The sequence below is a fragment of the Streptococcus oralis genome (genome assembly GCF_023110055.1).
Classification (GTDB): Bacteria; Bacillota; Bacilli; order Lactobacillales; family Streptococcaceae; genus Streptococcus; species Streptococcus oralis_BY.
In genome coordinates this window covers 1-22,459 of sequence record NZ_JALDVG010000001.1, presented here as the reverse complement: position 1 = coordinate 22,459, position 22,459 = coordinate 1, and the positions used below count along the sequence as shown (strand labels likewise).

At 40.9% G+C, this 22,459-nt stretch carries 22 protein-coding genes, 9 tRNA genes and 3 pseudogenes; 10 read left to right on the top strand and 24 right to left on the bottom strand.

The genetic code is table 11. The annotated features are described in order from the left end of the window. The first annotated feature begins 114 nt into the window (after positions 1 to 114). On the top strand, positions 115 to 1,119 hold the full coding sequence (gene galR, locus M1G01_RS00170) for a DNA-binding transcriptional regulator GalR (protein ID WP_000212493.1): 1,005 nt from the start codon (positions 115 to 117) through the stop codon (positions 1,117 to 1,119). 35 nt (positions 1,120 to 1,154) lie between these two features. Here the strand turns inward: galR and M1G01_RS00165 are convergent, their stop codons facing one another. Next, positions 1,155 to 2,045 (bottom strand): cation diffusion facilitator family transporter, encoded by an 891-nt coding sequence (locus M1G01_RS00165; RefSeq protein ID WP_247930860.1) that lies wholly within the window; start codon positions 2,043 to 2,045, stop codon positions 1,155 to 1,157. 132 nt (positions 2,046 to 2,177) lie between these two features. Here M1G01_RS00165 and M1G01_RS00160 point away from each other — a divergent pair, with 132 nt between their 5' ends. Both M1G01_RS00160 and M1G01_RS00155 read left to right on the top strand, forming a co-directional pair. Next, positions 2,178 to 2,732: a TetR/AcrR family transcriptional regulator gene (locus M1G01_RS00160; RefSeq protein ID WP_247930859.1), complete on the top strand. Its 555-nt coding sequence runs from the start codon at positions 2,178 to 2,180 to the stop codon at positions 2,730 to 2,732. Positions 2,733 to 2,758: 26 nt separating this feature from the next. Next, positions 2,759 to 3,091: a hypothetical protein gene (locus tag M1G01_RS00155; RefSeq protein ID WP_007521059.1), complete on the top strand. Its 333-nt coding sequence runs from the start codon at positions 2,759 to 2,761 to the stop codon at positions 3,089 to 3,091. Between the two features lie 34 nt (positions 3,092 to 3,125). Here M1G01_RS00155 and pnuC read toward each other — a convergent pair. Further along, positions 3,126 to 3,632 (bottom strand): annotated as a pseudogene (gene pnuC, locus M1G01_RS00150) (nicotinamide riboside transporter PnuC); the annotation flags it as partial. A gap of 39 nt (positions 3,633 to 3,671) precedes the next feature. Here pnuC and M1G01_RS09690 point away from each other — a divergent pair. From M1G01_RS09690 to M1G01_RS00125, 5 genes and pseudogenes are all read left to right on the top strand, one after another. After that, positions 3,672 to 3,995: pseudogene (locus M1G01_RS09690) on the top strand (IS6 family transposase); the annotation flags it as partial. After that, a pseudogene (locus M1G01_RS09685) lies at positions 3,969 to 4,367 on the top strand (DNA replication protein). The pseudogenes M1G01_RS09690 and M1G01_RS09685, both read left to right, overlap by 27 nt. After that, positions 4,360 to 4,596, top strand: a complete 237-nt coding sequence (locus M1G01_RS00135; protein ID WP_001287839.1) for a hypothetical protein — start codon at positions 4,360 to 4,362, stop codon at positions 4,594 to 4,596. The pseudogene M1G01_RS09685 and the gene M1G01_RS00135 overlap by 8 nt, the downstream one beginning before the upstream one ends. A 12-nt stretch (positions 4,597 to 4,608) precedes the next feature. Continuing rightward, on the top strand, positions 4,609 to 4,836 hold the full coding sequence (locus M1G01_RS00130; RefSeq protein ID WP_001152922.1) for a hypothetical protein: 228 nt from the start codon (positions 4,609 to 4,611) through the stop codon (positions 4,834 to 4,836). Further along, entirely contained in the window at positions 4,824 to 4,985 is a 162-nt protein-coding gene (locus tag M1G01_RS00125; RefSeq protein ID WP_001062367.1) for a hypothetical protein, read from the top strand. Before M1G01_RS00130 ends, M1G01_RS00125 begins: the two co-directional genes overlap by 13 nt. Positions 4,986 to 5,209: 224 nt before the next feature. Here M1G01_RS00125 and M1G01_RS00120 read toward each other — a convergent pair whose 3' ends face one another. The 13 genes from M1G01_RS00120 to M1G01_RS00060 all read right to left on the bottom strand — a co-directional run bounded on the left by M1G01_RS00120 (position 5,210) and on the right by M1G01_RS00060 (position 19,692). Continuing rightward, positions 5,210 to 6,010: an energy-coupling factor ABC transporter ATP-binding protein gene (locus M1G01_RS00120; RefSeq protein WP_220107124.1), complete on the bottom strand. Its 801-nt coding sequence runs from the start codon at positions 6,008 to 6,010 to the stop codon at positions 5,210 to 5,212. After that, positions 5,997 to 6,833 carry an ABC transporter ATP-binding protein gene (locus tag M1G01_RS00115; RefSeq protein ID WP_247930858.1) on the bottom strand — a complete coding sequence of 279 codons (837 nt, stop codon included), beginning with the start codon at positions 6,831 to 6,833 and terminating at the stop codon, positions 5,997 to 5,999. Before M1G01_RS00115 ends, M1G01_RS00120 begins: the two co-directional genes overlap by 14 nt. Next, positions 6,809 to 7,600: an energy-coupling factor transporter transmembrane component T gene (locus tag M1G01_RS00110; protein ID WP_007521047.1), complete on the bottom strand. Its 792-nt coding sequence runs from the start codon at positions 7,598 to 7,600 to the stop codon at positions 6,809 to 6,811. Before M1G01_RS00110 ends, M1G01_RS00115 begins: the two co-directional genes overlap by 25 nt. Continuing rightward, positions 7,600 to 8,202 (bottom strand): ECF transporter S component, encoded by a 603-nt coding sequence (locus M1G01_RS00105; RefSeq protein WP_247930857.1) that lies wholly within the window; start codon positions 8,200 to 8,202, stop codon positions 7,600 to 7,602. The genes M1G01_RS00110 and M1G01_RS00105 overlap by 1 nt, the downstream gene beginning before the upstream one ends. Before the next feature lie 338 nt (positions 8,203 to 8,540). Next, positions 8,541 to 10,061, bottom strand: a complete 1,521-nt coding sequence (locus tag M1G01_RS00100; RefSeq protein WP_049505591.1) for an ABC transporter permease/substrate-binding protein — start codon at positions 10,059 to 10,061, stop codon at positions 8,541 to 8,543. Then, positions 10,054 to 10,782, bottom strand: a complete 729-nt coding sequence (locus M1G01_RS00095) for an ATP-binding cassette domain-containing protein (RefSeq protein ID WP_000575225.1) — start codon at positions 10,780 to 10,782, stop codon at positions 10,054 to 10,056. Before M1G01_RS00095 ends, M1G01_RS00100 begins: the two co-directional genes overlap by 8 nt. A gap of 72 nt (positions 10,783 to 10,854) precedes the next feature. Then, the gene (locus tag M1G01_RS00090; protein ID WP_000872571.1) at positions 10,855 to 11,298 is read right to left on the bottom strand and encodes a MarR family winged helix-turn-helix transcriptional regulator; all 444 of its coding nucleotides are present in this window, start codon (positions 11,296 to 11,298) and stop codon (positions 10,855 to 10,857) included. A gap of 144 nt (positions 11,299 to 11,442) precedes the next feature. Beyond that, positions 11,443 to 12,636, bottom strand: a complete 1,194-nt coding sequence (locus M1G01_RS00085) for an O-antigen ligase family protein (protein WP_008289123.1) — start codon at positions 12,634 to 12,636, stop codon at positions 11,443 to 11,445. 132 nt (positions 12,637 to 12,768) lie between these two features. Further along, complete coding sequence (gtfA, locus tag M1G01_RS00080; RefSeq protein WP_217970987.1) at positions 12,769 to 14,211, bottom strand: sucrose phosphorylase; 1,443 nt, start codon at positions 14,209 to 14,211, stop codon at positions 12,769 to 12,771. A gap of 292 nt (positions 14,212 to 14,503) precedes the next feature. After that, a complete protein-coding gene (locus M1G01_RS00075; RefSeq protein ID WP_000711267.1) occupies positions 14,504 to 15,337 on the bottom strand; it encodes a carbohydrate ABC transporter permease in 834 nt (277 codons plus the stop codon). Between the two features lie 16 nt (positions 15,338 to 15,353). Next, positions 15,354 to 16,226: a carbohydrate ABC transporter permease gene (locus M1G01_RS00070; protein ID WP_247930856.1), complete on the bottom strand. Its 873-nt coding sequence runs from the start codon at positions 16,224 to 16,226 to the stop codon at positions 15,354 to 15,356. A gap of 18 nt (positions 16,227 to 16,244) precedes the next feature. Further along, positions 16,245 to 17,495, bottom strand: coding sequence for an extracellular solute-binding protein (locus M1G01_RS00065; protein WP_247930855.1), 1,251 nt, complete (start codon positions 17,493 to 17,495; stop codon positions 16,245 to 16,247). A 34-nt stretch (positions 17,496 to 17,529) separates the two neighbouring features. Then, a complete protein-coding gene (locus tag M1G01_RS00060) occupies positions 17,530 to 19,692 on the bottom strand; it encodes an alpha-galactosidase (RefSeq protein ID WP_247930854.1) in 2,163 nt (720 codons plus the stop codon). Positions 19,693 to 19,799: 107 nt separating this feature from the next. Here M1G01_RS00060 and M1G01_RS00055 point away from each other — a divergent pair, with 107 nt between their 5' ends. Both M1G01_RS00055 and birA read left to right on the top strand, forming a co-directional pair. Continuing rightward, positions 19,800 to 20,660: an AraC family transcriptional regulator gene (locus M1G01_RS00055; RefSeq protein ID WP_247930853.1), complete on the top strand. Its 861-nt coding sequence runs from the start codon at positions 19,800 to 19,802 to the stop codon at positions 20,658 to 20,660. Further along, positions 20,657 to 21,592, top strand: a complete 936-nt coding sequence (gene birA, locus M1G01_RS00050) for a bifunctional biotin--[acetyl-CoA-carboxylase] ligase/biotin operon repressor BirA (protein WP_247930852.1) — start codon at positions 20,657 to 20,659, stop codon at positions 21,590 to 21,592. The genes M1G01_RS00055 and birA overlap by 4 nt, the downstream gene beginning before the upstream one ends. 77 nt (positions 21,593 to 21,669) lie before the next feature. Here the strand turns inward: birA and M1G01_RS00045 are convergent. From M1G01_RS00045 to M1G01_RS00005, 9 genes are all read right to left on the bottom strand, one after another. After that, positions 21,670 to 21,757 (bottom strand) — tRNA-Ser (locus tag M1G01_RS00045). 6 nt (positions 21,758 to 21,763) lie between these two features. After that, a tRNA-Ile gene (locus M1G01_RS00040) sits at positions 21,764 to 21,837 on the bottom strand. 35 nt (positions 21,838 to 21,872) lie between these two features. Further along, positions 21,873 to 21,943, bottom strand: a tRNA-Gly gene (locus M1G01_RS00035). 16 nt (positions 21,944 to 21,959) lie between these two features. Next, positions 21,960 to 22,032, bottom strand: a tRNA-Phe gene (locus M1G01_RS00030). Positions 22,033 to 22,035: 3 nt separating this feature from the next. Next, positions 22,036 to 22,109 (bottom strand) — tRNA-Met (locus M1G01_RS00025). Between the two features lie 11 nt (positions 22,110 to 22,120). Further along, a tRNA-Ser gene (locus M1G01_RS00020) sits at positions 22,121 to 22,210 on the bottom strand. A gap of 11 nt (positions 22,211 to 22,221) precedes the next feature. Continuing rightward, positions 22,222 to 22,295, bottom strand: a tRNA-Ile gene (locus M1G01_RS00015). Positions 22,296 to 22,308: 13 nt separating this feature from the next. Beyond that, positions 22,309 to 22,382, bottom strand: a tRNA-Met gene (locus M1G01_RS00010). 5 nt (positions 22,383 to 22,387) lie between these two features. Next, positions 22,388 to 22,459: transfer RNA gene (locus tag M1G01_RS00005), tRNA-Pro, on the bottom strand.

Below are 22,459 nucleotides of genomic sequence, written 5' to 3'. Positions count from 1 at the left end.
TCTTCTATTGTATCCAAGGCATTTGCCAAGGTCAATCCTTTTTACTAAACTTTTACTAAACTATCAGTAAAAATCAGAAAAATATGATATACTAACCTAAAAGGAGGAGGATTTATGGCTACCTTAAAAGACATCGCACAGCTAGCCTCTGTCTCTATTGCGACCGTATCTCGTGTCCTCAATCGCGACCAGAGCCTATCTGTCACAGAAGAAACCAGACACCGTATTTTAACCGTCGCGGAAGAGCTGGGCTATACTAAGCACCTCAAGACAGGCGAATCCCACAAACCAAAGCAAAAGATTGCCATTATCCAATGGGTCAGCGAACAAGGGGAGTTGGACGACCTCTACTACTACCAGATTCGTCTCGGTATTGAAAAAAGAGCCCAAGAGTTGGACTATGATATCTTGCGCTATTTTAACGACCATCCTTTTACATTAAGCGAGGAAGTGATCGGCATTCTCTGCATCGGAAAGTTCAGCCGAGCTCAGATTGCTGCCTTTGAAGAATACCAAAAACCTTTAGTCTTTATAGACAGCGATACCCTCTCATTAGGTCATACCTGTATTATCACTGACTTTTACACTGCTGTGAAACAAGTTGTAGACCATTTCCTCAGCCAAGGGATGAACCGTATTGGAATTCTCACAGGCCTTGAGGAAACAACCGACCAGGAAGAAATTATCCAGGATAAGCGGCTAGAGAATTTCAAAGACATTACCCAAGCAAATGGTATCTACCATGAAGAACTGGTCTTTCAGGGGAGCTTTACTGCCCAGTCTGGCTATGACTTGATGAAGGAGGCCATTCACAAGCTAGGAGAACAACTCCCACCAGCCTTTTTCGCTGCCAGCGATAGTTTAGCCATCGGCGCCCTTCGTGCCCTTCAAGAAGCTGGAATCAGCCTACCAGACCGCGTCAGCCTCATTTCTTTTAACGACACCAGCCTGACTAAGCAGGTCTATCCTCCCCTTTCTAGCATCACTGTCTATACCGAAGAAATGGGCCGAGCAGGGATGGATATTCTTAACAAGGAAGTTCTACACGGTCGCAAAATACCTAGCCTAACCATGCTGGGCACCAGACTGACATTGAGAGAAAGTACACGGAATGAATAGAATATCAAAACGACCTCTTATTGAGGTCGTCTTTTCTAATGATGATGCCCATGCTTCTGCTCTAACTCTCTCACCCTCCGCTTATGTTGCGCATGATTACTTTGACTGCTATCCACTTCAATAGTGATATTCTGCACGTCTCTTTCTTCTAAGCATTGACGCACCACTTCTTTGGTCTCCATCATCTGCTCCCAGTCCTCGATACAGATGTGAACAATAGCATTGTTCTCTAGACCGTCCATGGACCAAATGCTAAGTTGATTGACACTGTTGACGTTGGGTAGAGCCTCTAAATCCTTCTCCAAATCACTTGTCTCGACTCCTTCTGGCACAGCATCTAGGAAAATTTTCAGTGCGCTCCAAAAGCGAGGAATGGCTTTCGACAGAATAAAGATAGAAATAACCAGAGATAAAAGTGGATCAAGGATATACCAATCTGTAAATCGGAGGATAATCGCCATTAGAATGACAGCCAACCAACCAAGAGTGTCTTCCAAAAAATGCAAGCTAAGAATTGACTCGTTCTTTGTCTTTCCTTTACGAACTACCAGACTTGCTAGCACATTAATAGTTACTGCAATGATTCCCAGCCAGAGGATACCATTTTCATTAACGGGTTGCGGGTGAGCAATCTTTGTGATATTTTCCAAGATCACTAGGACAGACCCTATCATAAGAATCACAGCCGTTAGCATGGCCCCTAAAAGACTAAAACGTTTGTAACCCAAGGTGTACTGTCTATCTTCTTCACGGTTGGAGATCGTTTCTAAAAGGGCTGATAGGCCAATAGCCATAGCATCTCCCAAGTCATGAACAGAATCAGCAAGAACTGCACTTGAACCAAAGATTCCTCCTGCGATAAACTCAACAATCGCATAGCTTAAATTTAAGAAAAAAGCTAACCAGATAGATGTTTTAGAACTCATTTCTCTCCCTCCTTTGGTATAATGGGTATATACATACTTCTTTCATTTGTATTATCTAATAAAATCCAAAGAAAGGATAGAAGCAAACTGTCAGTCCTGTTCAGTTCTGAACAGTTTGTCTCAAGTGTCTATATGCCAAAAAGAGACCGTCGGGTTAGTAAGACTAAAAAAGCCATCTATCAAGCTTTTTTACAACTTTTGAACGATAAGGGCTATGATGCCACTACTGTTCAGGATATCATTGACCTAGCAGATGTTGGACGTTCTACTTTTTACTGTCATTACGAAAGTAAGGAACTCCTTTTAGATGAGCTCTGTCGCTACCTCTTTCATCATCTCTTTGAAAGGGAAGAACACCTTACTACCGAGGACTACCTCGCACATATCTTTTTACATTTTCAGAAAAACCAGGACCATGTTACCAGTCTCCTTTTTTCCAAAAACGACTACTTCCTCCGCCAACTACACAAGGAGCTCGAACACCACGTTTATCCAATGGTGGCGGGGGACTTGCAAGAGGCCTATCCAAACATTCCGGCCTCCTACCTCCAACATTTTGTTGTGACGAACTTTATCGAGACTCTAACTTGGTGGCTAAAAAAAGGAAAATCTTATACCGAAGAGCAAGTGGTGAGATTTTACCTTGATGTAATGGAGATGACCTCTACAACTCCACTTGATAACTAAGCCTGTAACTCAGAAAGGAACCAACTATGTTAACTTCGATGATTCTAGGAATACTAACAATCGTACTAGCTCTCGCATTCTCATTACTTCACCTTGCTGCTGCTTTTTCAGCCATGAAACAAAAGAACTACAGTTTGGGAAACACGTGCATCTTGGTCGGCAGTTGCATCACTTCTCTGGCTCTAGCTATCTTTTACTTCGTCCCACTGGCAACCATTCTACTATGGATTGTGGGTTCGAGTATCGTCTGCTATGGTGCCTACTGGAACGGGCGACAGCAAGAAAACCAACATATATCGCACCACATCGTTCGTATAACGAGCGCTATTATCATTACGGTATTATTCATTTTGCTCTAACATAAAAAAGGATCATCCGATCCTTTTTTACTTTTTAAACACTCTTTGCTGCCTTGCTCCACTGATACCACCCAACTAGACTATTGATCAGGTAAATCAGGTATTTCCCTTGAATTTGCAAGCTTTCTCCCCACCAGAGATAGATAGAAAAGACATTGGTAGCTGCCCAGAATATCCATTGTTCACGGTAAACAGCTGTCATGAGAATTTGCCCAACCCCATTGGTTGCATCGGTGATAGAATCACGATAAGGACGATTGGCTCCGATAGACTGATAAATGAACCCAAATACCAACCACCAAAGAACACTAATAGAAAGATACTTTGTCCAACCCTTGCCGTCTAGTTTACGTGCGACAAACTCTTGTTGTTCTTTCTTAAACTGGGCTTGATAAATCCAAACCAAGAGACCAATTGGCTGCATAATTGTAAAATAGAGAGTTGTTAAAACCTCACCATAGAAGCCTTTTTGAAGGGCAAGCACCAGATAAATGATGGGATTAATCAAACCAAATAGGTAGTTACTAGCACGACCTTCAGCTTCTCAAAGAGCAGAAAAAAGGTTAGTAAGGTTTGAGAGATGAATCATTTTAAAGGCAAACAATTCCAACAAGACGTCATCATTGTCGCTGTTGGTTATTACCTACGTTACAATCTGAGCTATCGTGAAGTTCAGGAATTGCTTTATGACCGTGGAATAAATGTTTGTCACACTACGATTTATCGGTGGGTTCAAGAATACAGTAAAATCCTCTATCATCTCTGGAAAAAGAAAAATAAACAGTCCTTCTATTCGTGGAAAATGGATGAAACCTATATCAAAATTAAGGGGCGTTGGCATTATCTCTATCGAGCGATTGATGCGGACGGTTTAACATTGGATATCTGGTTACGAAAGAAACGTCGAGCAGACGATAACAGCTATAAGTTAGAAGATACCGCCTATCAAGAAGATAAAGCACGCAAAGCAGAAACCGAAGATAAGCTAGCTATTGAAGCAATGAAAAGCAAGTACACCACGCTATTGCTAGAAAATATGTTGCTAAGTCCGTTTGAAATGCAAGATACAAAAATCATGGCAGGATTGCAAGTCCATGTTTACCCCCTCTATGACGAACTGAAAGAATGAAGAGGGCTAAATAGTGTTAAAGACCACTTGTCTTATGTTGCCAGCAGACGTGAAGAATATTCTAAGCATAATATCGCACGCTACCTCAAAAAAGCCATTGAACAATATCTACCAACGGTTAAAAGGCAGGACTTAAACCATGAGTGAAGACTTAAAAACGATCAAAGAGCTGGCGGATGAGTTGAGTGTTACAAAACAAAATATTCAATATCACTACCAAAGGTTACCAAAAGAATTACAGCTTAAAAGTTCCAATGGGTCTAATCTAATAAATTCTAAAGCAGAAAAAATAATTTTAGGTAAAGTAGAAAGTAGTAGCAAATCAAATACCAAAGACCAACAAATAGAAAAATTAACTAATTTGTTAGACCAGTAACAACGATTAGCCTTGCAAGATAAAAAGTTGCTAGAAGAATACAAGGCGGAAAATGATAACTTAAAAGCCCTCAAAATGCCCTCACAGGAAACAGAATTCAAACACTTAGACAATCAATATAAAGATGAAGTGAACGCTCTTAAAGAGAAGTTGGAAAATTTACAGGAACAAATCAAAGATCAAAAAAGGATAGAAAAACAAGAAAAACCAATAAAATGGTGGGGACTATGGCGAAAATAGATGATTCAGTTAAAAAGAAAGTTCCAGAATTGCGATTTAAAGGATTCACGGATGAATGGGAACAGCGTAAGTTGGGAGACGAAGTTCGAATAGTGATGGGACAGTCTCCTAATTCAGAAAATTATACTGATGATCCTAATGGGCGCTAAAAATGCGAAGACCTATGAAGACCTATTTTGTATTAGTCAAACAAAAAATCCAAAAGAAATGGTATATGATTATGACCATGAAACAAAGTAAAATCAAACCGAGTGATCTGAGGAAGCACCCGATGATCATGAAACGTTATTAAACACAAAAGTCACCCATGTGAGTTCTTGCCAGAAGCTGAAGTTAATCCTTCAACCTGGAAAACCCGCAGAGGTGACTTTTTCTATACATCTCGATTTTTCTGGCAATAATCATTAACCGATAAATATGTCTGTGAATCACCCAGCGACTCCGCTATGTCCATAATCCGCGGTGGTAGTAATCCCACTCGCTGGACAAGTTCGTGATTGCTGAACAATTCCCGTGGACTGCCGGCGAAGCCAAACTTCCCGTGTTCCATAACATACACCGACTCAAACTCGGCGGCGACCCAATCCATGTCATGGGTGATGGTCACAACTTGGTGGCCCGAATCAGCCAACTGATGGAAAATTGCGGTCAACTTGCGCCGGCTTTCCCAATCAAGCGACATCATCGGCTCATCAAATAAATAAATCGCCGGATCCACTGCCAAAACTGTGGCAACGCTCAACAGCTTGCGTTCCGACAATGACAGGTCATATGGACTTTCAGCTGTTTTATCATCCAAGCCAACTCTTTTTAGAGCCGCTAAAGCCCGCCTCGTAATCGTGTCGTGGTCATTCATGACCTGCGCGACATTCCACTCCACCTCTCGTTGAACGGTCGGGTTGAAAAGCTGATCGTCAGGATTCTGAAAAGTAATCCCAACCTTCAGTAACTTTTCGACTGGTTTAAGATCATTAAAATTTTCTCCATCGATCTTAATCACACCGGTTTGTGGTGTCAGCAAACCCGTCAACAATTTGAAGAGCGTTGATTTGCCGGCACCATTTTGGCCGACAATCGCCACCATCGGATCGGCGAAGTGTTTGTCTTCAACATCCAAGCTAAAGGACCGTTCCGGATAAGTGAACGTCAGGTGGCTCAGTTCAATTGTGGACATAACGAACCTCCTTCAGATCAGCGTAATTCACCGGATACCGGCCATCAGCCAAGTGCCAATCCATTTTTTGAGTAAGTTGCTGGATTGTCGGGGCTGGAATCTGCCAGTCAGCTGCCAAATGATTAAACACCTCACCCGGCCTGCCCTGGGCTACCATTTGACCCTCGTGCAGCACCCACACAACGTCGGCGACTTCGCACAAATCGTCAATTTCACTGGTGACAATGAAGACAGTCGTCTCTTTGACTTGGGCCAGCCATTGGAAAAATTGCCGGCGGCCAAGGGGATCCATCTCACTGGTCGGATCATCCATAATCAAAACAGCCGGATTAGCCACAATCGCCGTGGCAATTGCCAACCGCTGGATCTGACCACCGGAAAGGCTCTCGGGACGCAAATTCAGCTGTTCAATCAGCCCCATTTGCGTGGCAACTTCTTCAACCCGTTTTTGAATCAGTCCTTCAGCCATTCCCTGATTAATCAAGTCAAAGGCGATTTCATCGGCAACCGTGTCTGCCAACCCGCTTAGTTGGCCAGCTGGATTTTGCAGTACAACTCCATTCATGGCATTATAAACGGGCCAATTGTCAGACACTCGCTGGCCAAACATGTGCCAATCGCCCTCAATCTCAGCAGACATAATTTTGGGAATGACCCCTGCCAGCACACGGCACAAAGTCGATTTGCCGGAGTGGCTATTCCCGATAATCCCAACCACCTGGCCGGTATGAACCTCCGCGTTAATCTGACGCAGTTGTGGTTGCTCAGTACCCGGATAACGGGTGGTCAAATTTTCAATTACAATCCGTTTATCTTCGTCCATATCTTCCACCCAATCAATAAAATTGCCAATCCAGTCAGACCAATGTGCAGCGTCCGCGACAGGCGATACACTCGCTGGGAGGTTCTGACAGTCCGGTTGAGATTATCAAAACCTCTCAGTTGGAGAGAAATCGACCGCGTCATCGATTGATCCAAGGTCTTAATCACCAATGGAATTAGAACCGGCAGGACTGACTTTAATTTCTGAATCAACGTTTTTTGCGGATTGGTTCCGCGAACTTTTTGTGCCTGCTGGATTTTCCGCATATTGCGCATCATTTCCGGCAAAATATAACACACCGACATCAGAACGTAGACGGTTTTATAAGACAATCCGGACAGTTCCAAATAGGCCGCGTTTTCTGAAATACTCGTGGTCACCATAAAAAAGCCACTGGTCAAAATAATCACCAATACTCGACAACCCAGAGTGGTGGCGTAAATCAGGCCTTCTTTGTAGAACGACACCCCAAGCACAGAAAACAGCACAGTTTGATTCCGACTGTAAAATAACCCTTGGATGATCAGCATGGTGCAAATCAGAAACAGGCTGAATCCCAGCGCCTTAAAGGTGGTAGAACTCAATTTGGAAAATAACAATAGCAGTGTTGCGACAAGAATTAATCCGGCCTGAAGCAATAAATTCACACTGGCAAAGCTCAACAACGTCATGTCCAAGATGAACAAGAGCTTAGTAATCGGATCGATCACCTGGTACCACTTGAGCTTGACCCGTGGCGCTCCAGAAATCAATGTTTTATCAGTCATCATTTATCATCGCTAAAGAAGTGCACCATCCGCTTCGGCAGCTGACGATAGATGAAGAATGCCAGGTAGGCCACGCAGACTTTATCCAAAATATCCAAGACAAACTCATCGATAAATGAGGCCAGCCACACTGGTACATGATTGGCGACCATTACCGCAAACAATGAGTCACCCCAAGCGATACCGGTCTGACCACCCCAAAAGATGACGTTGAGCGGCGTTGAAATGACAGCTGAAACGATGGCAATAATAATAGCAGAAACAAATACTCGTCGCGCTGACGAGAACCACCCATTGGCGTGCAAAACTCCGACAGCAATCCCAATTCCGATGCTGGTAATCGCATACACGGTTGAAATTGGCGATAAGGTCAGCCCATAGATCACGTTGTTGATGAAACCACTAATGGCACCGGCAACCGGCCCAACCAACATGCTGGCAAGAAAGGTTCCCAAAGACCCCAGCCAAACGGGCAACTTTAACCCCTCCGCCAAGGCTTTGGCAACATAGTTAATCCCCACGGCAGCGGGAATCAAAGTCATGGTGGCAGCACTTAACTTAAATTTCCACATACTGGTACGATGAATCGGTTCTGTTTTCATAATCTTCTCCTTTTGTTTTTAAAGAGCCGTGTCTGGATAGACTTTCGGACGCAACGCTCTATTATATATCTACTGAACTGTCTATACACAAGATTTCCATCCTTAGTCGACATGAGCTGGAAATCTTTATTTGTTAAGTAGTTCACAACACATTATACACCTATTTTGTGAATAGTCAAGTGTATTTACAGTAAAATTTTAGAAAATCCTAAAAATTTCCTCTTATTTTCCATTTAGAAATGAAAATCATTAATTCTGATACCAAAAAAGCCCAGACAAGATTGTCTGAGCAGTTTTCTATATGGTCGTTTAACAAAGTTGAGTTTGACATTTTCAATCTATTTCTTCAACAAACCTTGTTCTTGTAAAAACTCCTTGGCTACTTGTTCTGCGGACTTGCCTTCAACACCGACCTGGTAGTTGAGCTGGCTCATCTGGCTTTCAGTAATTTTACCTGCTAGTTTATTGAGAACTGTCTCCAACTCAGGATGTTTCTTGAGAAGAGCTTCTTTCATGAGTGGCGCTCCTTGATAAGGTGGGAAGAGTTGCTTGTCATCCTCCAAGACCTGTAAATCATAACGCGCCAACTCTGCATCTGTCGAATAGGCATCTGTGATTTGAATATCGCCTGACTGAATTGCCTGATAGCGAAGAGCTGGCTCCATGGTCGCTACGTTGAGATTGAGACCATACATTGATTGCAAGCCCTTATTTCCATCCTCACGATCATTAAACTCGAGAGTAAAACCGGCCTTCAGCTGCCCTTCCACTTTTTTCAAGTCCGAAATGGTCTTCAAGCCATATTCTTGAGCAATTTTTTTCGGAACAGCTACAGCGTAGGTATTTTGATAAGACATAGGTTTTAGATAGGCCAGATGATCCTGTTTGGCAATGCCATCACGCGCCACCTGATAAACCTGATCTGGCTCATGACCTACCTTGGGTGATGGCTGAAGCAAACTTTCAGTCACCGTACCAGTAAATTCAGGATAGATATCAATATCCCCTTTTTTCAGAGCTTCATAGAGGAAACTTGTTTTCCCAAAATTCGGTTTAACAGTCGCAGTCATACTGGTATTTTCTTCAATCAGCAGCTTATACATATTGGCCAAAATTTCTGGTTCTGGACCCAATTTCCCAGCAATCACCAAGTTTTCTTTCTCTTTTTGAGCCAAGAGGGCTGGACTATAAGACAGACCAAGCAATATGGTCACCAAGGCAAAACCAGAGAAAATCGTCCGCAATTTTGCTTTTTCCATCACTTTTAGCAGGAAGTTAAAGGCAATAGCCAGCACTGCAGAAGAAAGGGCCCCAATCAAAATCAGACTGGTATTATTGCGGTCAATTCCCAAAAGGATAAAGGAACCCAGTCCCCCTGCACCAATCAAGGCAGCCAAGGTCGCCGTACCAATGATCAAGACCGCTGCCGTCCGAATCCCAGACATAATGACAGGCATGGCAAGTGGAATTTCAAACTTCTTGAGACGCTCCCATCTAGTCATCCCAAAGGCAATCCCAGCCTCTTGTAGACTTGGATCAATTCCCTTTAGCCCAGTGATGGTATTTTGCAAAATTGGGAAAATCGCATAAATCACTAGTGCTGTCAAAGCAGGCAAGGTCCCAATTCCCATCAAGGGAATAAAGAGTCCCAACAAGGCCAGAGACGGGATAGTCTGGAAAATTCCTGCAATCTGCAAGACCCAGTCCGCCATCTTTTCATGATAACGAAGATAAACAGCCAAAGGAATCGCGATAAAAATAGCTAGTAACAAGGTTAAAAGTGACAACTGCAAATGTTGAGATAGAGCTGTTACCCAATCACCAAAACGATCCTGAAAAGTTGATATCAAATTAGTCATGAACACTACCTCCAAACAAGTCTGCTACAAAGTCCGTTGCAGGAGCTTTTAAAATGGTCTCAGGGTTCGCCACCTGACGAATCTCTCCGTCCTGCAAGACAGCAATACGGTCACCTAATTTCAAAGCTTCATCCGTATCATGGGTCACAAAAATCGTTGTCATCCCAAACTCTTTATGCAATTCTTTCGTCAAAACCTGCAACTGTTTTCTCGAAATGGCATCCAAGGCTGAAAAAGGTTCATCCATAAGCAAAATCTTAGGCTGACCAATCATAGCACGAACAATACCAACCCGTTGCTGTTCTCCGCCAGATAGTTCACTAGGAAGTCGATGTCCATACTCAGCCACTGGTAAACCAACTTTAGCCAAAAGCTCTTCTGTTTTCTGAGCAATTTCTTCCTTGCTCCAGCCCTTCATCTCAGGAATGAGGGCAATATTTTCCGCAACCGTTAGATTGGGAAACAGAGCAATGGCCTGTAAAACATAACCAGTAGAAAGACGAAGTTCCCGCTCATCATAGTCTTTGATGCGCTTGCCATCCATATAAATATTTCCATCAGTTGGTTCCAAAAGACGGTTAATCATCTTGATCATGGTTGTCTTACCAGATCCAGATGGACCAACTAAAACCATGAACTCCCCATTCTCAATCCGTAAATTGACATCTCTCAAAACATCTTTTTCTGTGTAGCGTAGCGCTACATTTTTGTATTCAATCATTCTTTGTCCTCAATTTAAAATTTTCCTCGGTTTGTCAAGTTACCAAACTTTTAATAACTAATTTACCCCATTCTAAACCTCATTTTCCTGCTCTTTCAGATTAGCCAAAATTCTTTCTTGAAAACCTTCAAACTGACGAATTTCTTCCTCTGAAAATCCTTTGTAACAGATAGTATCCAATCTCTGACTGACACGTTGCCCAACTTCTTTCTGGGACTTGCCCAACTCTGTTAAAACTAAATACTTCTTACGCTTATCTTCTCCACACGGACTGACAGTTATAAGATTTTGCTCCTCTAACTTTTTTATCATAGTCGTCAACGTATTATTAGCAAGCCCAGTCGCAAGCGCAATATCTGTCGCAGTTGCACAGCCCGTCTTACTATTCCATAAAACCGCTAAAATCTTTCCCTGCTCACTCCGATAAAGAGAGTCAGGGTCTTGTCTCAGTAACTTTTGAAAAAGCCGCCCATTCAACAAACGAATATGATGGGCTACCAAATGACAATATTTCATGAAACCTCCAATTTATTTCTATATCGATACGAATAAAAAACATTATAATACTTATTATTCCAATTGTCAACTATTTCGATTTAGAACTAATTTTTCTCAGTAAAAAATCTCCTACTCAAGGTAGAAGATTTCAATCTTATAAACTTAATCCGTCATGTCTGATACCAAGGTTCGACGCTCCAATGGAATACTGCACATAACTAACAAGAAAATGAAACCTGACTGAATCCAGAAAAGGGCCAAGTCAAAGATTCCATGCACAGCAACCACTGTAAGGAAAGATAGATAAAGACCGATAATTGGACGTTTCCCCGACTCCTGACTCATATCCATCATCAAACGAACAGGAGCAACAGAAGACAAAGCTAATAAAATGGTTCCCACAATTCCGTAACTCAGAATCGTATCAATATAAAGGCTGTGAGCATGTTCATGATAAGGAGCATTTATCCGAGGATAAGAGTGCATATAGGTCAATGGCCCCTCCCCCCAAAAAGGATTTTGCTTAAACAAGGCCATCCCAGCATCCCAGATAGAAATGCGTTCTTCCATAGAGGAATCTAAAGTCCCCATCCGAACTCCCAAATCACTAGAAAAAAGGAAACTCAAGCCAATCGCAAAGACCCCGATACTAAGCCAAAAGGCCTTCCAGTTTTTAATGGTTGTAAAGAGATAAATGATGGCTCCAGCGATAATAGCAGGAAAGGCAGTTCGATTTTGAGTAAAGTTCAATCCAAAGAGATTAACAAAGCCTGCAATCACACAGAATACCTTCAACCAATTCAACTTGGTCGTTGTAAAGAGATAGAAGGCAATCATGATACAGAAACAACAAATAATTCCATAGTAATTAGGATTAAAAAAGGTCACTTCTGCCCGATTCTGATGCCATACCTGCATATTGGGCGAAAGAAAGGCATAGTTAAATTTCTTTACAATTTGGAAATGCTCCAAAGTAGCAAAAGCCGCAGAGAGCACACTACCAAACAAGATTGTCTGCAGTATCAGTCGAAAGAAAGCATGTGTCAGACGTTTCTGGTAGAAACTAAAGAAAATGAGGAAGAGAAACATCAGTAAAGATGCAACCAATCCAAGCCAGTTCTTAGCGACGATAGAGATGATACTACTGTAGGCAATAAAAAAGAGAAGTACAGGATGTTTGGCTAATCCTTTGATAATTCCCTTCATCTCCCCAGTAACAAGTAAACCTATCAAATATAAAGCAAAGAGGGCTAAGAACAAATAAAAAGGTAAAAAGATACTTATGATCATCAAATACAAAAAGAAATCTTTTTTCGAAAGCCCTCTTATCTTATCCAGTAATCCAATTGATTTCAAAACGGATCCTTTCTGTTCTGGATTTCTCCAGAAGATAAATGCTAAACTATCTTTATATTCTACCATTTTTTCCGTCATTTGGGAACAATGAACACGTTTTCACAACAAAAAAACTCTTTCATTAATATAGCACTAGAACTGAATTTTTCTGCCGTTTTCCACTACTTGATAGGTCTGACTTTGTAAATCAATTTCTGCTACTGCTGTTACGGACTTGTCTTTATTTTGACGTTTGATTACAATGCTGTGAGCTGTTGGTGTTTCCACCTCTATAGTTCCTTCTAGATCAAAGGCCTCTGACCGATTACGGAAAGAAAATAGATTGAGAAGGGCCTTCACCACAGGACGTTGAACTTCTTCTGCTATTTCCTCATTGCTATAGTAATGACGATTAATATTTCGACCTTCTTTGGTTTCTTCTAACAATTTCAAGTCATTTTTTCCTGCTAATAGACCCACATAGTAAACCTGAGGAATGCCTGGAGCAAAAGCTTGAATCAGACGAGCTAGGAAATACTTGACATCATCATCTCCAAGCGCAGAATAGTAGGTTGAATTGATTTGGTAGATATCTAAATTGTTATACTCGGCACTAGAGTACTTCCGTTTGACATTCGCTCCAACCTTATAGAGCTCATTTGAAGCATAGTCAATTTCCTCATCGGTCAGGATATCTTTGACATCCACCACTCCAATTCCATCATGGGTATCTAGTGTCGTAAATTGCTTCATCGGGCTCATCTTCAACCACTTGGCCAAGCGCTCTGTTCTGGAACTGTAAAGAGTATAAAGGGTCACCATTGGAAGGGCAAAATCGTAAACATAGTAATCATGGTCCGCTATTTTAAACTGAATCGAATAGTGTTCATGAATCTCAGGTAAGAGCTCTGTCCCATACTCAGCAGCGATATCTCGAACTTTGTCCAATAAATCCCAAATATCTGGTTCCACAAAGAAATCATTGGTATCCAATTTCTTCACTGCATAAGCAAAGGCATCTAGACGAATCAAGTCACACCCGTTACTTGCTAGATGTTGAATCGTCTTACGGATGAATCTCATCGTTACTTCTTTGGTCACATCAAGATCAATCTGCTCCTCACCAAAGGTATTCCACAAATGTTCTACTGAACCATCTGCAAATACAATCTCTTGCTTTGGTGCACGATCCTTACGCTTGTAGATTAAATCTACGTCAGACTGTGTCGGACGGTTCTCTGGCCAAAACTTATCCCAGTTTAAAAAGAGATCTTTAAATTCACTGGCTTCATGTTTTTCTTGATAGTCCCTATAATACTTAGATTGACGAGAAATATGATTAATCATAAAGTCAAACATAAGATAATATTTCTCACCTAAACGCTTAACGTCCTCCCAATCACCAAAAGCTGAATCCACTTCATCATAGTCAACTGGCGCAAATCCACGATCACCTGTTGATGGGAAAAATGGTAGAAGGTGAACTCCCCCAATAGCATCGCCAAAATGTTCTTCCAAATTCTCATATAAGTCTTTAAGGTTATTTCCAAGACTATCTGAATAAGTAATCAACATAGTTTTATTTTGAATGGTCATAGATGTTCTCCTTTTTCTGATGAAAGCCAAGTCTTATATGACCTGGCTTCGTAAATGAAAGATATTTTTAGATTTTTGTTCACATTGAACTCGTACTACTATAGACTGCAAGCAATTAAGTACTATTTTCTTGTTTTCTACATAGAATTGTCAGTAAGCTGAACCGTTCCTTTGTATCTTAATTGAACACGCCCTAAGCTCTGTGTGAAAAAGATGAATCTTCCAAGAAGCCAAGGCTTCTTATTCAGATTCCCTATTTTCACTGTGAGCTTTTAACGGGCTTTGTATCTTGTTACTTCACTGCCCCGTTACTCATTCCTGAAATGATATGTTTTTGGAAGATGAGGTAGACAATGGTTATCGTTACAATTCCCACAATATAAGATGCAAAGCTTGGGCCATAGTCATTGAAGTACTGACCTTGATAGTTGTATTGGAAGAGAGGCAAAGTCCACATCTTGGAATCCTTATTCAGAATCAAAAGTGGCAACATAAAGTCATTCCAGAACCAGAGGGCATTGATAATCAAAGTTGTCGCATGCATGGGCTTCAACATTGGAAAAATGATTCGACGATAAGTTGTAAAACGATCAGCCCCATCAATTTCTGCAGCTTCATCTAAACTATCTGGTATACTGATTTTAATATAACCAACATACAAGAAGAGAGTCTGTGGAATAGCATAAGTTAAGTAGAGTATTACTAGCCCCCACATATTCGCTAGACCGAGTTTACTCATCATAACTGTGATGGGAATCATAATCACCTGAAATGGAACAAATATCCCTAAGATCAAGAGCGAATACATAATTGCAAAGGCTTTTTTCTTGGACATATTTCGAGCAATGGAATAAGCTGCAGCTGGTATAAAGAAAGCCACTACAATCAATGATAACACCGTAATAACTGCTGAATTCCAGAAATAGCCTCCAATTCCATCCGAAATCAATCGTTCATAATTACTCAACGTAAAAGGATTGGGCAAACTAAAGAAATGATTCATGATATCCTTAGTTGTCTTGAAAGAACTAAATACTGTTACCAACAAAGGAACAAGTATAAGAATACCACCGACTATCAAGAGGACGTATTTCCAAAACTGATTCAATTTTTCTTCTTTTTTCATGTGTAGGACTCCTCTATTAGATTTCAAATTTCTTTGATAGCTTGATTTGGATCAGAGAAACAATTCCAATAATTAAGAATAAAATCAAGGCAATTGCATTCGCATATCCATATTGATTACTCTTGAAAGCATAGTTGTAGACTAAAAGTCCAAGAGACGTTGTAGCATTATTTGGACCACCACTCGTCAACGCAAAAATTTGGTCAAAGGCTGTCAAACCAGACTTAAGAGCCAAGATAAAAACCATTGAGATCGTTGGCAGTAAATAGGGCAATTCAATCTTCCAAAAAGTTTGTTTACTGGTTGCACCATCAATTGATGCTGCCTCTAAAATATCAGTTGGAATACTCTGAAGACCAGCAAGAAAGAGAATGATTGGCATAGCTACTCCTTGCCATAGAAGAACAAAAATAGTTGCCACTACCGCTCCGACTGGTGTCCCCAATAGACTCTCTTGTAGAAAACCAATCCCTAAAATTTTTCCAATCGTTGGAAGACCATAGTTGAAAAATTGTTTAAAAATCAGGGAAACTGTCAAACCAGACAAAACAGCCGGGAAAAAGAACCAAGCTCTAAAGAAGGTCTGCCCCTTCATCTTAGAATTTAAGGCTCGTGCCACAACCACCCCAATTGTAATCTCACCAACAATCAATGCCAGAGTTAAAATCAAAGTAAAGGCTATGGCTGTGAAGAATTTCCCATCAATCATCAGCAATTTGTAGTTATTTAAACCAACAAATTTATAATTATAGGTCAATCCAGTCCAGTTAGTCAAACTATAGAAAGCGCCTTGTACCATTGGAAAGTAAAAGAAGATAGCTTGTAAAGCAAGCGGGATAAGCAAAAATGTCCACCCCCAGTATTTATTTAAAAATTTTCGAATAGCCATATCATCTTAACTCCTATTCTAGTCCAAATCTGCCTTCATTGGATTAAAGAAAGCATTGAGATTGTTTGCCATATTTTTCAGATTTTTATCCATCAGGTAACCTGTACTTAGATTAAAAAAGTCTTCTTCAGAGTTCCAGCGTTGGCCCAACCAAACATAATGTTTGTCCGTAAATGCCAGTTTAGAAATAGCTGCAAGCGCTGAATCTTCTTTTTCCTGTATGCCTTTCACCGCAACTGGTGATCCATCCACATCATAGTATGACTGCATAGCTTTTGGACTAGTCATATAGCTGATAAATTCTTCGGTTTCTTTCGGATGTTTGGTAGTAGCTGAAGTTGATAATGCCATGTCCCCTGCACCAACAGTGACTTCTTTTCCTACTTCTTCTCCAGGAAAAGCAAACATCCCCACCTCAAATTTTGGATCCTGTTGATTAATTGCGGCTAATGCCCATGATCCTTGTGGCATCATCAAGGCTTTTCCACTCGAAAATGCTACCACCGCATCATTATAAGAGGCACCACGCCAACCATCTTGAGCATTATCTGCTAATAAATCGAGTCGTTCTGCATCTGCTTTTAAAATAGCATCATCTGCAGAGATGGCGTTTGGTTTTGAAAAGCGAAGGTAATTATTAGCCGAGTCTCCACTACCCGTAAGAGTAATGAGAGAAAGTTGGTGGTAACCATTTAATGTCCAGCCTTCATTGCCTGCAACCGCAAATGGAGAATTCCCACTATCTTTTATCTTTTTAACAATCTCTTGAAACTCTTTAAAAGTCCTCGGTTCCTCGAGTCCTAATTCTTTAAACTTCGTTTTATTGTAATAGATTCCATAAAGGTTGGCCGTTAAAGGCACACTATAAATCTTGTTATTGATTGCATACTTTTCAGCATAGTCATTCTTGATGTTCTCAAGATAGGGTTTTCCTGTCATATCTGCAAAATAGCCTGCCTTCGCCCACTCCTGAAAATCCATATTTTGAGGATAAATATTAATAATATCTGGAACATCTCCTGATAAAATACGAGTCTTTAGAACAATTCCAGCTGAAGGTACTGTGGTCAACTTCACATCAATATTAGGGTGTTCCTTCTCAAAATCATCCACTATCCTTTGCAAGGTATCTGCCATCTCGGTCTTCTGGTTAAAAAACTCAATCGTTACCTTACCATCAGCTGATTGATTGTTCTGACCACAAGCCACTAGGCCTAGTAAACTTGCCCCAGCTACTAAAAGAAAACCTGCTTTCTTATACCATTTCATTGGAATGCCTCCTTGATAAATTTATACGCTTTTATTATAGTCTCTTGAATTTATACTGTCTACTCAAAAAATCTCCTGGTGATAAGGTAACAGTTAAACCTGCATACATGAGCTCTGCACCCGAGTAAACAATGTTTGTCCCTTCCAGCTCATAAAGCCCTTCCACTTCTAAGTCTTTCAGTTTCAAGGTGGTTTCCATTGTTTCCACAACTGACAGGACTCGGACGTAGGTCACAATCGTTTGATTTCCATAGTTAAATTGCACAGCTGCTTCATTGGATTCAGCATCGGGATTGATTAACCTATACTGATTCCCCAACTGGACTACTGGTCGCAATTCTTTATACAAGTTCACCTGATTAGCAATCTCAGCCTTCTCTTCATCTGATAAACTTGTCAAATCAAGCTCATAGCCCAGATTTCCCATCATTGCCACATGACCACGAGTTTCCAATGGTGTCGTTCGTCCCATCTGATGATTTGGTACTGCTGACACATGAGCCCCCATAGAAATGGCTGGATAGAGATAGGATGATCCGTATTGAATTGGTAAACGTGCAATAGCATCAGTATTATCACTTGCCCAGACTTGAGGGAAATAACGCATCATACCAAGATCATTTCGTCCACCACCACCAGAGCAGGACTCAAAGAGAATATGGTTGTGCTTCTCTGTCAGATACGAAACGAGTCCGTAAAGTCCCAACATATACTGATGAGACTGCATCTGGGTTTCCAAGTAGGCTGAACCATTCCCCAGGTTAGTAATATTACGGTTCATATCCCATTTGATGTAGTCAATTTTATGATGAGAGAGGAGTTCATCTAAAACATTTTTCAAATATTCTACTACCTGAGGATTGGCAAGATTAAGTACTAATTGATTTCGAGAATAGGTATGCTCATAACCTGGAACCTGAATGGCCCAGTCAGGATGTTTACGATACAAGTCGCTATCAACAGAAATCATCTCCGGTTCTAACCAAAGCCCAAACTGCAAACCTCTTTCATGGATCGCTGAAATCAGACTTTCTAGACTTCCACCCAATTTTTCCTCATTCACAACCCAATCACCTAAAGCACGATTATCATCAAAGCGATTACCAAACCACCCATCATCTAATACAAAAAGTTCTATTCCAACTTTCTTAGCTTCATCTGCCAACTCTAACAGTTTTTCTCTCTGAAAGTCAAAGTAGGTAGCTTCCCAGTTATTGATTAGAATTGGACGCTCTTTTTTAGAAAATTTACTTGGCATAATGTACTTAAGTACAAAATTCTGACTTTCATGACTAATACCAGTTAATCCCTTATCTGAATAGGTCACTAAAGCTACCGGTGTTTCAAAGTTTTCCTTAGGATTTAACTTCCAAGAAAAGTTTTCTGGATTAATGCCAATAGCCACCCGAACTTCATTCAGTTGATTCTTTTGAACAAAAGCTTCGAAGTTTCCACTATACATCAGTTGCAGAGCAAACACATTCCCAGCATCCTCTGTAATTCCTTGATCACATAATAGAAGAGCTGGTGTTTGAGCATGCCCAGAAGCTCCACGGTTCGAACTAATCGAAAAGATTCCTTGCTCTACCTGTTGACGTCGGACAGTCTTTTCACGAGCATAAGCTCCCTGTAAAGTCACTATTTCGTAAGCTGCAGCAGGAAAATCAGCCATGAAAGAAAAGTCCTTATGAATGACAACTTCCTGATTGCTATTATTCTCCAATTTGCTGTAACTAGCAATTGTCGCATCATTATCAAAAGCTGTATAATACAAAGTCAGACTAAGTTGAGCCTTAGAATCTTCTAAAATCAAGGCAAGAGTCTCTGTATCATCCATGCTGTGTGGAGAAGGTAAACCCTGTGGACCATTCTGACCTTTTAAAATCTTTGCTTCTACAAATCGAAAGTCTGTTACTTCAGTTGCATCATGTTGAATCTGTAAAGTTGGTTTTCTAAAGTCACCCAAACCATGTTGTCCAAAAATTTGACGTTGCGTATCCAAACTAAAGGTTCGATTAGTAGCTATGGGATTACCAGAAAAAGCATGATCGTGTTCGTAAACACTATTAGCCCCTCTATAGTTCTTAATAGTCTTTCCTAAATGTTTTAATAATAAGAACCCATCCCTATTTTCAATAATCAAACTTAAACTTTTACTCTCAACGTAAAATAGATTATTCTCTATTCGAACTCCCATAAATTGTACCTCATCCATTTCTTGATAAAATTTTATCACATAAAAGCGCTTTCTAAAATAGAGAAATGTATACAAAGTATGGTAAAATGTTAGGTAGGAGGTGGCCCATGCTCGTTTTTTCAGAATACCAGACTGGAACAATTGATCTTTCTCTTAGCTTCTACGGTTATGAAGAATGCACGCCTAACTACTCTTTTGGCCCAGCTATTCGAGATACCTATGTACTCCATTACATTACTAAAGGAAAAGGTCAATTCCATTATAAGGGGAAAATTGTTGATTTAAAGGCAGGAGATTTCTTTTTACTAAAACCAGATGAATTAACATTCTATAAAGCAGATAACCAGGATCCTTGGGCTTACTACTGGTTGGGGATCACTGGAGGGAGGGCACCTGACTACTTTGCACTATCTCAAATTTCTGACCAATCCTACCTCATCCAGTCAAATAACTGTCATACACAAACAACTGCAAAACTCATCTCAGATATTGTCCGCTTTGCTCAGATTACAAAATCTAATGAATTGGCTCAACTCCACATCATGGGACAACTCCATGAACTAATGTTTCATCTAGGAACGATTGCTCCCAATCAGAAAAAAGAGAATATTTCATCAACCCACCAGCTCTATCTTGACTGCAAACAATTAATTGATAGTCACTATCCACAATCGCTCACCATTCAAGATTTAGCAAAAGAGCTATCGGTTCATAGAAGTTACTTAACTAGTGTGTTTAAAGAATTTCACCAACTCTCTCCAAAAGAATATTTACTTTTCGTTCGAATGAACCGTGCGCAACAGTTACTAGAACACACCAATGAAACGATCAAAGTCATTGCGTATTCTGTAGGTTTTTCAGATCCACTACATTTCTCAAAAACCTACAAGCAGTTTTTTCATAAAACACCTAGTCAAACTCGAAAAGAATACTCTCATTCCCTCTCAGCTAGAAAGGAAAATCAATGAAATCACACCAACTAGTCTACCAAATATTAGCTAGAGAAAACGATTATGTTAGCGGAGAAAAAATCGGAGAAGAACTGAATTTAAGTCGTACATCTATATGGAAAGCGATCCAACGTCTTCAACAAGAAGGCCTAGAAATTGGCAGTATCAAAAATAGAGGCTACAAGCTTATTCAAGGCGATTTGATATTGCCTGATTTGATTCAAGAGAAAACCGACTTAACCATTCGCTACAAACCTGAGACAAAATCAACACAAACAGATGCAAAAGAAGGGATTGAGGCTGGAAACCAAGGAAACACACTCTATCTTTCAACCTGTCAAACAGCAGGTCGTGGCCGCTTTCAGCGCCCCTACTATTCTCCATCTCAGGGCGGGATCTATATGTCTCTGCATATTCAGCCAAACCTTCCCTATGAAAAACTCCCATCCTATACTCTTCTTGTGGCAGCTGCAGTCTGCAAAGCCATTAAAAATCTAACTATGATAGAAGTGGATATCAAATGGGTAAATGATATCTACTTTAAAAATAAAAAGATAGCAGGTATCCTCACCGAAGCAATGACATCAGTTGAGACAGGGTTGGTTATAGATGTCATTATCGGACTTGGTATAAATTTTTCTATAGCAGACTTCCCAGATGACCTAAAAGAAAAAGCAGGCAGCCTATTTATGGCACCTGCACCAATTAGTCGTAATGAGCTCATCAGCGAAATATGGAATTGTTTCTACAATACGGATTCAGATGAGCTACTTTATATCTATAAAGAAAGATCAATCGTTCTTGGAAAAGAAGTTACCTTCCAGCTAGATGGAAAATTGAATAAAGGTCTTGCAAAAGAAATCTCAGAATCTGGTCAACTTCAAGTCGAACTTGAAGATAAACATACTATCTGGCTAAATAGCGGAGAAATATCACTAACAAGTTGGTAATAAACAAATCCCCCTTTTAACGATTTAGAAGGGGGATTTGCTTACAAAAAAAAGAGCATAACAGCTCTCTTAACTCACGGAGAATGGGGGATTCGAACCCCCGCGCCGGTTACCCGACCTAACGATTTAGCAAACCGTCCTCTTCAGCCTCTTGAGTAATTCTCCTATTAATGGGCACGAGTGGACTCGAACCACCGACCTCACGCTTATCAGGCGTGCGCTCTAACCACCTGAGCTACGCGCCCAAGTTTAAAAAACTTGGTAATTGAACAAAGTTCAAAGCGGGTGACGAGAATCGAACTCGCGACAACAGCTTGGAAGGCTGTAGTTTTACCACTAAACTACACCCGCTTAATAAAATAAAATATGGCGCGAGACGGAATCGAACCGCCGACACATGGAGCTTCAATCCATTGCTCTACCAACTGAGCTACCGAGCCAAATTGCGGGAGCAGGATTTGAACCTACGACCTTCGGGTTATGAGCCCGACGAGCTACCGAGCTGCTCCATCCCGCGTTAATATAAAAAGGAGGATGTGGGATTCGAACCCACGCACGCTTTTACACGCCTGACGGTTTTCAAGACCGTTCCCTTCAGCCGGACTTGGGTAATCCTCCATTATTTACAATGGACCTTGTAGGACTTGAACCTACGACCACTCGGTTATGAGCCGAGAGCTCTAACCAGCTGAGCTAAAGGTCCAACAAGATCAATATAGCGGCGAAGGGGATCGAACCCCCGACCTCCCGGGTATGAACCGGACGCTCTAGCCAGCTGAGCTACACCGCCATCAATCGGGAAGACAGGATTCGAACCTGCGACACCTTGGTCCCAAACCAAGTACTCTACCAAGCTGAGCTACTTCC

Bases quoted from the DNA above. Each gene is read 5' to 3' on its own strand.
- M1G01_RS00095 (WP_000575225.1), bottom strand. From the start codon at position 10,782: ATGATTGAATACAAAAATGTAGCGCTACGCTACACAGAAAAAGATGTT.
- M1G01_RS00125 (WP_001062367.1), top strand. From the start codon at position 4,824: ATGGCGAAAATAGATGATTCAGTTAAAAAGAAAGTTCCAGAATTGCGA.
- galR (WP_000212493.1), top strand. From the start codon at position 115: ATGGCTACCTTAAAAGACATCGCACAGCTAGCCTCTGTCTCTATTGCG.
- M1G01_RS00165 (WP_247930860.1), bottom strand. From the start codon at position 2,045: ATGAGTTCTAAAACATCTATCTGGTTAGCTTTTTTCTTAAATTTAAGC.
- gtfA (WP_217970987.1), bottom strand. From the start codon at position 14,211: ATGACCATTCAAAATAAAACTATGTTGATTACTTATTCAGATAGTCTT.
- M1G01_RS00100 (WP_049505591.1), bottom strand. From the start codon at position 10,061: ATGACTAATTTGATATCAACTTTTCAGGATCGTTTTGGTGATTGGGTA.
- birA (WP_247930852.1), top strand. From the start codon at position 20,657: ATGAAATCACACCAACTAGTCTACCAAATATTAGCTAGAGAAAACGAT.
- M1G01_RS00105 (WP_247930857.1), bottom strand. From the start codon at position 8,202: ATGAAAACAGAACCGATTCATCGTACCAGTATGTGGAAATTTAAGTTA.
- M1G01_RS00075 (WP_000711267.1), bottom strand. From the start codon at position 15,337: ATGAAAAAAGAAGAAAAATTGAATCAGTTTTGGAAATACGTCCTCTTG.
- M1G01_RS00135 (WP_001287839.1), top strand. From the start codon at position 4,360: ATGAGTGAAGACTTAAAAACGATCAAAGAGCTGGCGGATGAGTTGAGT.
- M1G01_RS00090 (WP_000872571.1), bottom strand. From the start codon at position 11,298: ATGAAATATTGTCATTTGGTAGCCCATCATATTCGTTTGTTGAATGGG.
- M1G01_RS00120 (WP_220107124.1), bottom strand. From the start codon at position 6,010: ATGTCCACAATTGAACTGAGCCACCTGACGTTCACTTATCCGGAACGG.
- M1G01_RS00110 (WP_007521047.1), bottom strand. From the start codon at position 7,600: ATGACTGATAAAACATTGATTTCTGGAGCGCCACGGGTCAAGCTCAAG.
- M1G01_RS00160 (WP_247930859.1), top strand. From the start codon at position 2,178: ATGCCAAAAAGAGACCGTCGGGTTAGTAAGACTAAAAAAGCCATCTAT.
- M1G01_RS00070 (WP_247930856.1), bottom strand. From the start codon at position 16,226: ATGGCTATTCGAAAATTTTTAAATAAATACTGGGGGTGGACATTTTTG.
- M1G01_RS00055 (WP_247930853.1), top strand. From the start codon at position 19,800: ATGCTCGTTTTTTCAGAATACCAGACTGGAACAATTGATCTTTCTCTT.
- M1G01_RS00060 (WP_247930854.1), bottom strand. From the start codon at position 19,692: ATGGGAGTTCGAATAGAGAATAATCTATTTTACGTTGAGAGTAAAAGT.
- M1G01_RS00065 (WP_247930855.1), bottom strand. From the start codon at position 17,495: ATGAAATGGTATAAGAAAGCAGGTTTTCTTTTAGTAGCTGGGGCAAGT.
- M1G01_RS00155 (WP_007521059.1), top strand. From the start codon at position 2,759: ATGTTAACTTCGATGATTCTAGGAATACTAACAATCGTACTAGCTCTC.
- M1G01_RS00115 (WP_247930858.1), bottom strand. From the start codon at position 6,833: ATGGACGAAGATAAACGGATTGTAATTGAAAATTTGACCACCCGTTAT.